The 12,607-nt window shown below is 70.8% G+C and carries 12 protein-coding genes; 1 reads left to right on the forward strand and 11 read right to left on the reverse strand.

What is annotated here, in order from left to right; all coding sequences use genetic code 11:
• Nucleotides 1-10: 10 nt before the first annotated feature.
• The 8 genes from DN051_RS15230 to DN051_RS15265 all read right to left on the reverse strand — a co-directional run bounded on the left by DN051_RS15230 (nucleotide 11) and on the right by DN051_RS15265 (nucleotide 6,875).
• Nucleotides 11-898 carry a DUF5936 domain-containing protein gene (locus DN051_RS15230; protein ID WP_053761669.1) on the reverse strand — a complete coding sequence of 296 codons (888 nt, stop codon included), beginning with the start codon at nucleotides 896-898 and terminating at the stop codon, nucleotides 11-13.
• A 16-nt stretch (nucleotides 899-914) separates the two neighbouring features.
• On the reverse strand, nucleotides 915-1,859 hold the full coding sequence (locus DN051_RS15235) for a type II secretion system F family protein (RefSeq protein ID WP_053761670.1): 945 nt from the start codon (nucleotides 1,857-1,859) through the stop codon (nucleotides 915-917).
• A gap of 14 nt (nucleotides 1,860-1,873) precedes the next feature.
• Entirely contained in the window at nucleotides 1,874-3,211 is a 1,338-nt protein-coding gene (locus DN051_RS15240; protein WP_112438901.1) for a TadA family conjugal transfer-associated ATPase, read from the reverse strand.
• 15 nt (nucleotides 3,212-3,226) lie between these two features.
• On the reverse strand, nucleotides 3,227-3,583 hold the full coding sequence (locus DN051_RS15245) for a TadE/TadG family type IV pilus assembly protein (RefSeq protein ID WP_053761672.1): 357 nt from the start codon (nucleotides 3,581-3,583) through the stop codon (nucleotides 3,227-3,229).
• Nucleotide 3,584: 1 nt separating this feature from the next.
• Nucleotides 3,585-3,968 (reverse strand): TadE/TadG family type IV pilus assembly protein, encoded by a 384-nt coding sequence (locus DN051_RS15250; RefSeq protein ID WP_053761673.1) that lies wholly within the window; start codon nucleotides 3,966-3,968, stop codon nucleotides 3,585-3,587.
• The gene (locus DN051_RS15255; RefSeq protein ID WP_112438902.1) at nucleotides 3,965-5,221 is read right to left on the reverse strand and encodes a CpaE/TadZ family protein; all 1,257 of its coding nucleotides are present in this window, start codon (nucleotides 5,219-5,221) and stop codon (nucleotides 3,965-3,967) included. The genes DN051_RS15250 and DN051_RS15255 overlap by 4 nt, the downstream gene beginning before the upstream one ends.
• A 7-nt stretch (nucleotides 5,222-5,228) precedes the next feature.
• Nucleotides 5,229-5,936, reverse strand: coding sequence for a Flp pilus assembly protein CpaB (gene cpaB / locus DN051_RS15260; RefSeq protein ID WP_112438903.1), 708 nt, complete (start codon nucleotides 5,934-5,936; stop codon nucleotides 5,229-5,231).
• Between the two features lie 117 nt (nucleotides 5,937-6,053).
• A complete protein-coding gene (locus tag DN051_RS15265; RefSeq protein WP_234388971.1) occupies nucleotides 6,054-6,875 on the reverse strand; it encodes a hypothetical protein in 822 nt (273 codons plus the stop codon).
• A 421-nt stretch (nucleotides 6,876-7,296) separates the two neighbouring features.
• On the opposite strand from DN051_RS15265, the gene DN051_RS15270 reads away from it, so the two are divergent.
• A complete protein-coding gene (locus DN051_RS15270; protein ID WP_053761677.1) occupies nucleotides 7,297-8,988 on the forward strand; it encodes a chitinase in 1,692 nt (563 codons plus the stop codon).
• 52 nt (nucleotides 8,989-9,040) lie between these two features.
• Here the strand turns inward: DN051_RS15270 and DN051_RS15275 are convergent, their stop codons facing one another.
• From DN051_RS15275 to DN051_RS15285, 3 genes are all read right to left on the reverse strand, one after another.
• Complete coding sequence (locus DN051_RS15275; protein WP_053761678.1) at nucleotides 9,041-10,399, reverse strand: MFS transporter; 1,359 nt, start codon at nucleotides 10,397-10,399, stop codon at nucleotides 9,041-9,043.
• Between the two features lie 172 nt (nucleotides 10,400-10,571).
• Nucleotides 10,572-11,900: an Nramp family divalent metal transporter gene (locus tag DN051_RS15280; protein WP_162624929.1), complete on the reverse strand. Its 1,329-nt coding sequence runs from the start codon at nucleotides 11,898-11,900 to the stop codon at nucleotides 10,572-10,574.
• Between the two features lie 122 nt (nucleotides 11,901-12,022).
• On the reverse strand, nucleotides 12,023-12,520 hold the full coding sequence (locus DN051_RS15285) for an ATP-binding protein (protein WP_425471769.1): 498 nt from the start codon (nucleotides 12,518-12,520) through the stop codon (nucleotides 12,023-12,025).
• Nucleotides 12,521-12,607: the final 87 nt, after the last annotated feature.

Below are 12,607 nucleotides of genomic sequence, written 5' to 3' on the forward strand. Positions count from 1 at the left end.
ACCCGCCCCTCTACTCGCCCGTGATCGTGCCGAAGTCGGTGCCGGAGCCGAGCAGCAGGCCCGCGCCGAGGAGCAGCATCGTGGCCGGGACCATGAACGTCGTGATCATCATGGTGGCCTTGGGTACGGCACGGGCCGCCTTGCGGCGGGCGTTCTGCGCGTCGGTGCGGCGCATGTCCTTGGCGAGGGAGACCAGCGTGTCGACGATCGGCGCGCCCAGTTCCTCGCCCTGCTGCAACGCGGTGACGAACATCGCGACCTGCTCGGAGTCGTTCCTGCGGCGCAGTTCCGCGAAGGCCTGGCGGCGGCTCATACCGAGGTCCATCTGGCGCAGGGTGATGCGGATCTCGTCGGCCCAGGGTCCCTCGTAGCGGGTGGCGACCCGGTCCAGGGCCTGGCGGAAGCCGAGTCCGGCGCTGACGACGACGGCGAGGACGTCGAGGAAGTCCGGCAGGGTCCGCTCGATCACGTCCTTGCGCAGGCGGATCGCCGACCAGATGCCGACCTCCGTCCAGAACGCGCCGAAGGCGAACAGCAGCAGGGCCATCAGGACGTTGCCCTGGAGCAGGAAGACCAGTCCGCCGAGCCCGCCGAGGAAGCCGTAGACCGCCCTTCGGGCCGCGTACCGGTCGATGGTCAGGCCGCCGGGGTTGCCCGCCAGGTCGATCCTGCGGCGGTACTTTGCGACCTGCTTGGGGCCCATCAGCCGCTGGACGGCGGGGGCGTAGCGCATGCCCAGCCGGTCGACGAGCGAGTCCACCGCGCCCGTGCGGGTCGAGCCGACCTCCAGGGCGAGCGCGAGGTCGCCGGGCAGTTTCGCCTCCGCCCGGTACATCCGGATGCCGGCGAAGACGCCCCAGACTGCGAGGCCCATCAAGGTGGCGAGCACGAGTGCCATGGCGATCCCCTCCGCCTCAGACGTCGATTCGGGACATACGGCGGATGAGGACGAAGCCGACCGCGTACAGCGCGAACGCGATGATCACGCAGGCCTGGCCGACCGGTGAGCCGGTCATGCGGTCCAGTGCGCCGTCCTTCACCCCGTTCATCAGGAACAGGGATCCGACGCCCATCACCGGGACCGCGTAGGACGTCATGCTGACCTGGGAGAGCTGGGTGCGGATCTCGCGCCGGGTCTCCTTGCGCTCCTCCAGGGTCTCGGTGAGGTTGCGCAGGGCGCTGACGACCTGACCGCCGGCCCGGTTGGACAGGACCAGCGTGGTGACCAGGACGACCAGTTCGCGCGAGGGCAGCCGGTCGGCCAGTTCGCCCAGCGCGTCGTCCATGGACGCGCCGACCGCCAGCTGGTTGGCCACCTTGGACAGTTCCTCGCCGGCCGGTGCCTCCAGTTCCTCGGCCGCCATGCCGATCGCGGTGCGCAGGGCGAGGCCGGCCTGGGTGGCGTTGGCCAGGATCCGGGCCAGTTCGGGGAGTTGGTTGATGAACTTCTCGATGCGTTTCTGCCGCTGCCAGTTGAGGAACTGCACGGCCACCCAGATGCCCAGCAGTCCGGCGATCGGGCCGAAGAAGGGCGCGAGCGTGGCCTGGCCGATCAGCCACAGTCCGGCGACGGTGGCGAGCATCGCGGCGAAGAACTCGCCGGGTGTCACGTCCAGGCCCGTCGCGGCCAGCCGCAGCTCCAGTTTCCGGCCCGGCCCGGTCCTGCGCAGCCGGCGGTCCAGGTCCCGGAAGTAGCGCCGGCGTCCGACGACCGGGATCTGGCCCGTCGCCGACAGCCGGTCCACCAGGGCCCGGCGCTGGGCCTTGCCGGTGTTGTAGGCGTGGGCTCCGGCCACGGCGAGGACGCAGGTCAGCAGGGTGACGCCGGTGGTGAGGGAGACGAGGGTCTGGAGTTCCATGGGGAGGTTCCTGCCTACCTGGCTTCTCGGGTGGCTAGCTGTTCTGCGGACTGGGCCACGCCGAAGGCCTGCGGGACGGGCTGGCTCGCCATGTAGAGGCGGTCGGCGGTGCGCCGGGGGAGCGGGAAGTGCTCGAAGGCGCCGTGGACCCGGCCGTCGGCGGCCATGGGCAGGGCCCTGAAGCGGGCGACGGTGGCCAGCCGGTAGGGCTCGCCGCCGTGGCTGTCGAGGACCGCGATCTCGGTGACCCGGCGGGCGCCGTCGGCGAACCGGGTGAGCTGGACGATCACGTCGAGGGCGCTGTTGATCTGGTCGTGCAGCGCCACGAACGGGATCTCGACGTCGGACATGGAGGCCAGTGTCTGGAGCCGCATCAGGGCGTCCTCGGCGCTGTTGGCGTGGACGGTGGCCAGGGATCCGTCGTGGCCGGTCGACATCGCCTGGAGCATGTCGAGCGACTCGCCGCCGCGGACCTCACCGACGACGATGCGGTCGGGGCGCATGCGCAGGGAGTTGCGCACCAGGTCGCGGATCGTCACCCGGCCCTGGCCCTCGACGTTCGGCGGACGCGACTCCAGGCGGATGACGTGCTGCTGCTGGAGCTGGAGTTCCGCGGAGTCCTCGATGGTGATGATGCGGTCGGCCGCGGGGATGAGGCCGGACAGGGCGTTGAGCAGCGTCGTCTTGCCGGTGCCGGTCGCCCCGGACACGATGATGTTGAACCTGGCCTGCACCAGCCCGGCGAGCAGGTACAGCATGTGCTCGTCCAGCGAGCCGAAGCCGATGAGTTCCTGGAGGGTGAAGGAGCGGGGGAAGCGGCGGATGGTGAGGGTGGCGCCGGTCAGGGACAGCGGCGGGATGATGACGTTGACGCGTTCGCCGGACGGGAGGCGGGCGTCGACCATCGGGTTCGACTCGTCCACGCGCCGGTTGACGGTGGACACGATCCGCTCGATGGTCTGCATCAGCTGGTCGTTGGAGGCGAACCGCATCGGCAGCTGCTCGACCCGTCCGCCCCGTTCGACGAAGATCGCGTCCGGGCCGTTCACCATGATCTCGGTGATCGACGCGTCCTCCAGCAGGGGTTCCAGAATGCCGAGGCCGAGGGCCTCGTCGACGACGCGGCGGATCAGCTGGGACCGCTCGACCGTGGACAGCACCGGGCCCTCGCGGCTGATGATGTGCCCGAGCACCCGCTCCAGGCGCGCCCGGCGCTCGGCCGCGGCGAGCGAACTCATCTCCGCGAGGTCGATCTCCTCCAGGAGTTTGGCGCGGTACGAGGCGACCAGGTGGCCGTCCTCGCCCCGGCTGCCGTTCTCCTCGGGGGAGTTGATCCGTGCCCGCAGGCTCATCGCCGTACTCCCTGTTCAGTGGTCGATCGGCATCGTGGCCGTCTTGTGCGCGTCGCCGAAGTCCCAGCCGGGGACGATCGACGGGATGTCGACCGTGGCGGTGACCTGGACCTCGTCGCCCAGTTCGGCGCTGGTGCAGTCGGTGCCGTCGGCCAGCCAGGTGCTGACGGCGGCCTGGCAGTCCTGGGCGTAGGGCCCGTTCAGCGAGGCGCTGCGGGCCCCGGTGCGGGCGGCGGTGCCGGCCTGCTGGGCGGTGTAGGCGACCAGTCCGATCTGTACGGCGGCCAGCGCGACGAGGACCAGGATCGGGATGAACCCGAGGTACTCGATCGCGACCTGCCCGCGGTCGCGGGCTCTGCGCCGGTACGGCATCTCAGTCCACCTCCTCCTCCACGGCCCCGGCGTGGCCGTCGACCTCGAAGGGGAATCCGATGGAGCCGGGGAAGAGGACCGGCACCCGCAGTGTGACGTCGGCGGTGACGAAGCCACCGCTCGTGGTGCACTGCACGTCGGCGTCCCCCTCCCATGCGTCCGGCAGGTGCTCGACCCCTGCCTCCTGGCAGGCGGCCTGCCGGTCGTCGGCGGCGGTGCCCGCTCGTACCGCCTCGTCAGCAGCGTTCCCCGCGAGGGTGAAGGTGTACCCCAGGAGCACGAACTGCCACAGCAGCACCAGCGTCAGAATGATCAGCGGTGTCATGCCGAGGAACTCGACGGTGACCTGGCCGCGGTCCCGCTTCAGTGCCGCCCGCATCGTCATCCCCCTCCGTCCTTGCGCCGGCGGAAGGTGACCGAGCCGCGGTCGCCCCGCAGCCGGCCGCCGCTCCGGCGGTCGCTCTCGGGCGGGTTGACCAGGCCCAGTTCTCCGGCGAGTCCCCACAGGGCCTGCTTCACCGTGCTCCTGCTGTCGAGCTCGTGCAGCCGGCCCGCGTCCACGACTCCCTGGAGTTCCTTGAAGTTGGCGGGGACGACGCCCGCCGCCACCGGTGTGGCGGTGATCTTCCGGATGAGCTGGGGCTGGATCTCGGTGGCGCGCGTGTGCCGGTTGACGACGATGGTGGTCTCCTCGGCCTTGCGGATCTGGAGCCGGTCCCACATCCGGGCGGTGCGCTTGGCGCCGCGGACGGCGATCACGTCGGGGGTGGTGACGAGGAGGGCGATGTCGGCCATCTCGACCGCCGCCGCGCCGGCGCCGCTCATCTGGGCCCCGCAGTCGATGACGACCGTCTCGTAGCGGGAGCGCAGGGCGCTGACGATCTGCCGGGCGGCCCGGTCGGTGACCTCCTCGCCGCGTTCGCCCTCGCCGGGGGCGAGCAGCAGCGCGACGCCGGTGTCGTGCCGGAAGACCGCGTCGGCCAGAACGCGCGGCGATATGTCGGTGATGCCGGCGAGGTCGACGACGGAGCGGCGGAACTGCACGTCCAGGTAGGAGGCGACGTCGCCGGTCTGGAGGTCCATGTCGACCAGCGCGGTGCTGCGGCCGGACGCCTGGGAGGCCAGGGCCAGTTGGACGGCGGTCACGGTGGCGCCGACTCCGCCCTTGGCGCCGCTGACGGTGACGACGGTCCCGCCGACGCCGGTGAACACGTCGCCGCCGTGGCCGAGATGGCGGCGTACGCCCACCGACCACTGGGCGACCGCCTGGACGCGGTTGGCGAGTTCCTCGTAGCTCAGCGGCAGGGCGACCAGGCCCCGGGCGCCGGAGTCCATGGCGGCCTGGAAGAGGCCGGGGCCGGCGTCGGAGGTGACGAGGATGACGCCGACCGCGGGGAAGCGCAGCGCCACCTCGCGGATCAGTTCCAGTGCCGGGACGGGTCCGATCCGCTCGTGCACGACGACGACCTCGGGCAGTTCGTCGACGGATTCGGCGGCGAGCCGGGCGAGGGTGTCGATGAGCTGGGTGGAGTCGACGACCGGGGCGACCGGCTCGGCGTCCGGGAGCTGGCTGAGCAGGGTCGTGACGGAGCGGATCGCGTCCGCGTCGCCGACCGCCGCCAGGATCCTCGTGGGCATGGGGGCCTCACTTGTCCTTCGCGAGTTCGTAGGTGCGGTCCGCTTCGGGGACGGTGGTGTCGCTGCCGGGCGCGACCAGGGCGAGCCGGACGCGGTCGGCGAAGGACTCGGCGTAGGTGATGCGCTGGGCGTCGATCGTGGACAGCGCGAAGGTGATGGGGACGGCGTCGGTGGCGCGGCGGCCACGGTCGTCCTGGTCGGGTTCGAGGGACGTCAGCCTGCCGACGTCGATCACCCGCGCGCTGGTTACGATGATCTTGGACTGAGCGGGGTCACCCTCACGCCCGCCCGCGAAGGTGGCGTACACGTTGACGGTGGACCCCGGCGTGATCTTGCCGGCCACACCGGTCGCCGCGTCGATCATGATGGCGACTTCCTGCTGCCCGGGTTGCAGGGCGGGCTGGTCGACGATCATGTCGCTCTGCAACAGGGAGCCCTCACGCAGGGTCGTGACGGCGATCTTGCCCTCGATCTCCCTCAGGTCCGTGACCGCGTTGGCCGACAGCCAGCGCTCGGGCATCTCGATCTTCTCGAACTGCGCCGTGGTGAGGACCGTGTAGGGCGCCACGTTCGCCTTGAGCCGGTACGCCGTGACCTCTGGGCCGACCTTGGACTTCACGTCGTTGATGACGGACAGGACGCCCGCGAACGCGCCGAGGGCGCAGATGACGGACAGAAGCAGGAGTATCACGCCGCGGCGCTGACGGGAGTTCATGAACCGTGCAACCTCATTGGGGATCTCGGTCGAGTGGGCTGGGTTCGTGTGAGCGGTGGGGGTCGTGCGCGGCCCTCAGGGGCGCCGGGACCCCGTGCGTGTCCCGTGGTTCAGGACTCACCTGGCGGGGATTCGGTTCTCGTGGGTCGGTGCGTGGTCCGGTGCGGTGGCGGAGCAGAACACGCACCGGTCACCGATGACCTCGATGCCGCACCAGTGGCATCTGCTCCGGCGCACGGAGCTGACCAGCTGGTAGAGGACCGAGAGGTCGGGCAGGTAGGTGCAGAACTCGATCAGCTTGCCGGTCCCCCACCAGTCGGCGGACTCGGCGGGCAGCGGGACCTCGCGCAGGCCCTGCACGCTCCACGCGGGGGCCAGCGAGGCGGAGACCCAGTCGGACTGGAGCTGCCCCTTGGCGACCAGCATCCAGGTGGCGAACTCCGGGCCTCTCAGCGTGGCGTCGGGGGCGATCTTCACCAGCCGCGGCTCGGGGTGGGCGATCACGCCGAACTGGCTGCCCGGCATCCACGACCTGGCGTGCGACTTGAGTCCGACGGGGACGCGGTCGAGCCGGGCGACGGAGCCGAGCTGCGCTCCGGCGTGGATGTAGTGGGTGAGCAGCCGGCCGGCCGAGGCGAGGACGCCGGGGCCGAGGTCGCAGGAGGCGAGTTGCCGCAACTGCCGGGCGAGGACGGCGAGTCCGAGTGGCGGCAGTTCCGGGCTGAACAGGGCGATCCGGTCGCTCTCCAGGATGGACCGGATGGTGTGCAGCCGCCGCGTCACGGCGGCGGGTACGGCACGCGAGCAGACGACGATCACATGCCCGTGCGTCTCGATCAGCATCTGCACGTCCGCCAGCGTCCGCTCCAGCGGGTGCTGGTCCACGTCCTGGAGGACGGCGGCGGGCAGGGTGCGTTCGTCCTGTGGCGGCAGGGCCATGTCGGCGCTGGTCACGGCAACGGCTGTTGGCACGCGTAGCTCCCCGTTTCCCGCCCGGTCGGCCCACCGGCGTAACTCCGGTGCACCGAGGTGACTTCACTGCGTGACTACCTCAGCACTGTATCCGTGCCTCCGTGACCGAAGAACAGCGTTTCGGTAGCTGGCGTGCAACCGCTGTTTCACAAGACACGTCAAATCGGGGCAGGTTGAGCATCCCGACCGACCCGAAAGAGTGGAGCCCTGATCAAAGGGGCCGACAACGGACGCTCGAAGGGCGTCAACCCGGTGCCGGCGGTGGTGAATCGGCCTGGACCCCTTGACAGCGGAATTGGTCTGGACCAGCTTATAGGTCCAGCGGTGGCCACCGTCGTTCTGTCGTCCAGTCGTTCTGGAAGACCCCACTCCCCCACCGGAGGCCCCAGTGGACCGCGTACGCAGACGGAGACGGACCCGCATCTGGTCGGGAGCGGTGACCGCCGCCCTCGCCCTCTCCCTCACGACGATCGGCCAGGCATCCGCCGCGGACGTCAACAACGCCAAGAACGCCGGCTTCGAGTCGGGCCTGAGCAACTGGACCTGTTCGGCCGGCAGCGGCACGACCGTCTCGTCGCCGGTGCACGGCGGCACGGCCGCGCTCAGGGCCACCCCGGCGGGCCAGGACAACGCCCGCTGCTCCCAGACGGTGGCGGTCCAGCCCAATTCGACCTACACACTGAGCGCCTGGGTGCAGGGCGGCTACACCTACCTGGGCGTCACCGGCACCGGCACCACCGACGTGTCGACGTGGACGCCGGACTCGTCGACGTGGAAGCAGTTGTCGACGACGTTCTCGACCGGCTCCGGCACCCGGTCGGTGACGGTCTACACGCACGGCTGGTACGGCCAGGCCGCCTACCTCGCCGACGACGTCTCGGTGTTCGGCCCCGACGGCGGCGGGGGCGGCGACCCGACCCCGACCGTCCCCGGCGCCCCGACCGGTCTGGCCGTCTCCGGCACGACCTCGTCGTCGGTGTCGCTGGCCTGGAACACGGTCTCGGGCGCGACGGGCTACAGCGTCTACCGCAACGGCACGAAGGTCACGGCGGTGACCGGCACGTCGGCGACGGTGACCGGCCTCGCGCCCTCGACGTCGTACTCCTTCCAGGTCACCGCGACCAACGCGGCCGGTGAGTCGCCGAGGTCGGCGACCGTGACGGGCACCACCCGGCCGACCGGCGGCACGCCCGGCCTGCCCCGGCACGCGGTGACGGGCTACTGGCAGAACTTCAACAACGGCGCGGCCGTGCAGCGGCTGTCGGACGTGCAGTCCCAGTACGACATCATCGCGGTCGCCTTCGCGGACGCCACCGGCACACCGGGCGCGGTCACCTTCAACCTGGACTCCGCGGGTCTCGGCGGCTACACCGTGGACCAGTTCAAGGCCGACGTCCGGGCCAAGCAGGCGGCCGGCAAGAAGGTGATCATCTCGGTCGGCGGTGAGCGCGGCACGGTCTCGGTCAACGACGCCGCGTCGGCGACGAACTTCGCGAACTCGGTCCACACGCTGATGCAGTCGTACGGCTTCGACGGCGTCGACATCGACCTGGAGAACGGACTCGACGCGACGTACATGACGCAGGCTTTGCGCGCCCTGTCCGCCAAGGCGGGACCGTCGATGATCCTGACGATGGCGCCGCAGACGATCGACATGCAGTCGACGTCCAACTCCTACTTCCGGACGGCGCTGAACGTGCAGGACATCCTCACGGTCGTCAACATGCAGTACTACAACAGCGGTTCGATGCTGGGCTGCGACGGCAAGGTCTACAGCCAGGGCTCGGTGGACTTCCTGACCGCTTTGGCCTGCATCCAGCTGGAGGGCGGGCTGTCCCCGTCCCAGGTGGGCCTCGGCCTCCCGGCCTCCACCCGGGCGGCGGGCGGCGGCTACGTCTCCCCGACCGTGGTGAACAACGCCCTGGACTGTCTGACCAGGGGCACCAACTGCGGCTCCTTCAGGCCGGCGCGGACCTATCCCGACCTGCGCGGCGCGATGACCTGGTCGACGAACTGGGACGCGACGGCGGGCAACGCCTGGTCCAACGGGGTCGGACCGCACGTGCACGCCCTTCCGTAGCGTTCGGCCCGGCTCTCCCGTGAGGCCCGCCCGGCGGGCCTCACGGGTCGGCTCAGGACTGCGAGGGCCGGCCGTCCGACGCGAGCAGCGCCGCCGCCGCATCCGGCTCCGGGTCGCGGCGGCGGCCGCTGACCAGCGGCACCGCGCCGATCGCCACCGCTCCCAGCACCGCCGCCACCGCGAAGGTGGTGAAGCCCAGGCCCGCGTTCCCGCCGGCCAGGACCACACCGCCCAGCGTCGGGCCGACGACCGCGCCCGTGCGGCCGATGCCCGTCACCCAGCCGAGCCCGGTGGCCCGCTCACGCGGGGCGTAGACCCGGGCGGTCGCGGCGTAGACCATCACCTGGGCGCTGAACAGCCAGATACCGGTGAGGAAGACGACCGTGTACGCGGCGCCCAGCGGCATCTCCGCCCGGAGCACGAAGGTGCCGCAGGCCGTCAGCAGGAACCACACCGCCGAGACCTTCACCGGCCCGAACCGGTCCGCCGTACGGCCCGCGATCAGCATGCCCACGATGCCGCCGGCGTTGATCACCATCAGGAAGGTGACGGAGGACGACAGCGAGTAGCCCGTGGCCCGCATCAGTTCCGGGAGCCAGGTGGAGACGCCGTAGACGAGGAGGAGACCGGCGAAGGAGGCGGTCCACAGCAGCGGCGTCGCCCAGCGGGTGCCCGGCGCGAACAGCGCGCCGATCGCGGACATGCGCCCCTTCGCGCTCGCCTCGGGCGCCTGGGCCGTACCCGGCCGGTCCAGGCCGTAGCGGTCGGCGACCGCGTACGCCTCCTGTGTGCGGCCCTTCGCGAACAGCACGCCCGGCGACTCCGGCAGCCACTTCAGCACCAGCGGCACCGCGATCACCGCCGGCAGCACGCCCGCCCAGAAGACCAGGCGCCAGCCGTGGTCGGGGGCGAGCGCGAGGCCGAGGCCCGTCGCCGCCATGCCGCCGGCGTGGTACGAGGTCATCATCAGGCCGGTGGCGAGGGCCGCCCGGCGCGGCGGCGCGAACTCGGCGACGATCGCCAGCCCGATCGGCATCAGACCGCCCAGCCCCAGGCCGGAGACGAAGCGGCCCGCCCCGAACAGCGCCGCCCCCGGCGCCACCGCGCACAGGGCCGAGCCCAGTGAGAACAGCAGCACGCTGGCCGTCACCAGCGGCTTGCGGCCCAGCCAGTCGGTGAGGGTGCCCGCGGTCAGCGCCCCGATCAGCATGCCGAAGGTGGTCCAGCTGCCGATCGTGCCGGCGAGCCCGGTCGAGAAGCCGAGGCCTTCGTCGGCGAGCAGGTGCGGCATGGTCGCGCCGTAGATGTTGACGTCCATGCCGTCGAAGAAGACGGCGAGCCAGCACAGGGCGATGACCGGGGCGACGGTCCGGAAGGAGCGGTCGGGCGGGGAGGCGGCGGTGGGGGCCACGGGTCACTCACTTTCTGCCACGGCGGTGTGGCGGCGGTGGCGCGATGACTCCGCGAGCACCGCGCCCTGTTCGCCTGGTGAAAAGTGATTCACTCGGAGTCGTGCGAGTGTGCCCGCGGCCCCGTTCCGTGTCAATGGTTTGCGGACGACCCGGTTCAGCGGCCCTGCGGCATCAGAAGAAATCCGCCCACGGCTGGTCCCAGACCTGCTTCACGCACAGCACCAGGAACAGCAGTCCGGCGATCACCAGCATGCCGTTGCTCACCCATCCGTTGCGCCACTCGGCCGGTGTGCGGTCGGAGTTCAGCAGCCAGATCAGCGTGCCGGCCAGGAACGGCAGGAACGCGGCGCCGAGCACGCCGTAGATGATGACCAGCCGGAACGGCTGGCCCTGGAAGAGCAGGACCATGGGCGGGAAGGTCAGCCACAGCAGATACGCGCGGAACGGCCAGGAGCGCTCCCGCTCGCCCGAGGCGATCTCCTCGCCCTTCGCCTGCGTCCGGCCCCGGTAGCGGGCCACGAAGTCGGCGAACATCAGGCTGACGCCGTGCCAGACGCCGATCAGGGAGGTGAACGAGGTGGCGAAGAACCCGATCAGGAAGAACGTGGCGGTCGCCCCGCCGTACTCCTCCTCCAGGATGTCGCCCAGCTGGATCAGGCCCTTGTCACCGCTCTCGATGGCGACGTTCATGGAGTGCAGCAGTTCGGCGCCCACGAAGAGCATCGCGATCACGAAGATGCCGGTGGTGGCGTACGCGACACGGTTGTCGAGCCGCATGACCTTCATCCAGCCGCTGTCGGTCCAGCCCTTGGCGTTGACCCAGTAGCCGTAGGCGGCCAGCGTGATGGTGCCGCCGACACCGCCGATCAGTCCGAGGGTGTTGAGGACGGAGTCCTTCTCGTCGGGCAGCACCGGCAGCAGACCCGCCAGCGCGTCCGGGATGTTCGGGGTGACGCGGATCGCCAGACAGACGGTCACCACGAACATGACGCCCACCAGGACCGTCATGACCTTCTCGAAGACGGCGTACTTGTTGAACCAGACGAAGACCAGGCCCACCAGACCGCAGGCAATCCCCCACCATTCGAGGGCCATGACATCCGGGAACAGCGCCTGCAACGGCAGCGCGCTCGACGACATCGCCGCCGCGCCGTACACGAAACCCCAGACGACGGTGTAGACGGCGAAGAAGTACGTCGTCCAGCGACCCAGGCTCGCCCAGCCGTCGAACAGGGTGCGGCCGGTGGACAGGTGCCAGCGCCCGGCCGCCTCCGCGAGGGAGATCTTCACCAGACAGCCGATGACCGCGGCCCACAGCAGGGTGTAGCCGAAGTTGCTGCCCGCGATCAGGGTGGCCACCAGGTCGCCGGCTCCGACACCGGTCGCCGCGACCACGATCCCGGGCCCGATGTACTTCCAACTGGACTTGCGCGGACCCGAGTCGGAGTTCGTCTCGGGTGCCGCGCCGGTTCGGATGCTGTTTCCCGTGGTGTCCTCCATGAAGGTCAAGAAAGCCCAACGGCGGCCGGGCGACAAGAGGACGAACAGGATCTTCACCCGATGTGCGCGAGGAACGGACCCCGGCGGCCGGGCGTCCCGCCGGGGCCCGGGCACCGCGTGTCCTACGGCTGTCGCCGACCGCAGCCGTCGCACGCGCAGGTGCCGAGCTCGAACCAGACGGTGGTCCCCGCCCCGTCCTGATCGCAGCCCCAGCGCCGGGCCAGCGCGTCCACCAGGAACATCCCCCGGCCGCTCTCCCCGGTGCCCGCCTCGACCACCCGCGGGGTGCGCCGGCCGCCGTCGGCGACCTCGCAGCGCAGGACGCCGTGCGCGGCGGTCACCGTGAGCCGGAACGGGCCCGCTGCGTGCAGCAGGGCGTTCGTCGCGAGCTCGCTGACCAGCAGTTCGGCCGTGGCCACCAGGTCGTCGTCACCGGTGCCGTCCCGCTCCGCGAGCCCCCACCCCTCCAGCCGCCGGCGCACCTCGGCGCGTGCCTGACGGACCGACGTCGGACGGGGGTCGAACTCGACGCTCACGTTGCCCGCCCGCATCGGTGGCTGAAGATAGGCGCCGTACCGGGGGTCGGGATCCGGGCGGCCTCCCCCGGAGAGTTGCAGCATGCCTCCAGGATGTCCGGTGCCGGTGGACGGCACACGGGGAGTACTACCCGATTCCATACCTGCTCGGACGTGCGCATACCGGTCACG

This window comes from Streptomyces cadmiisoli (genome assembly GCF_003261055.1).
GTDB lineage: Bacteria > Actinomycetota > Actinomycetes > Streptomycetales > Streptomycetaceae > Streptomyces > Streptomyces cadmiisoli.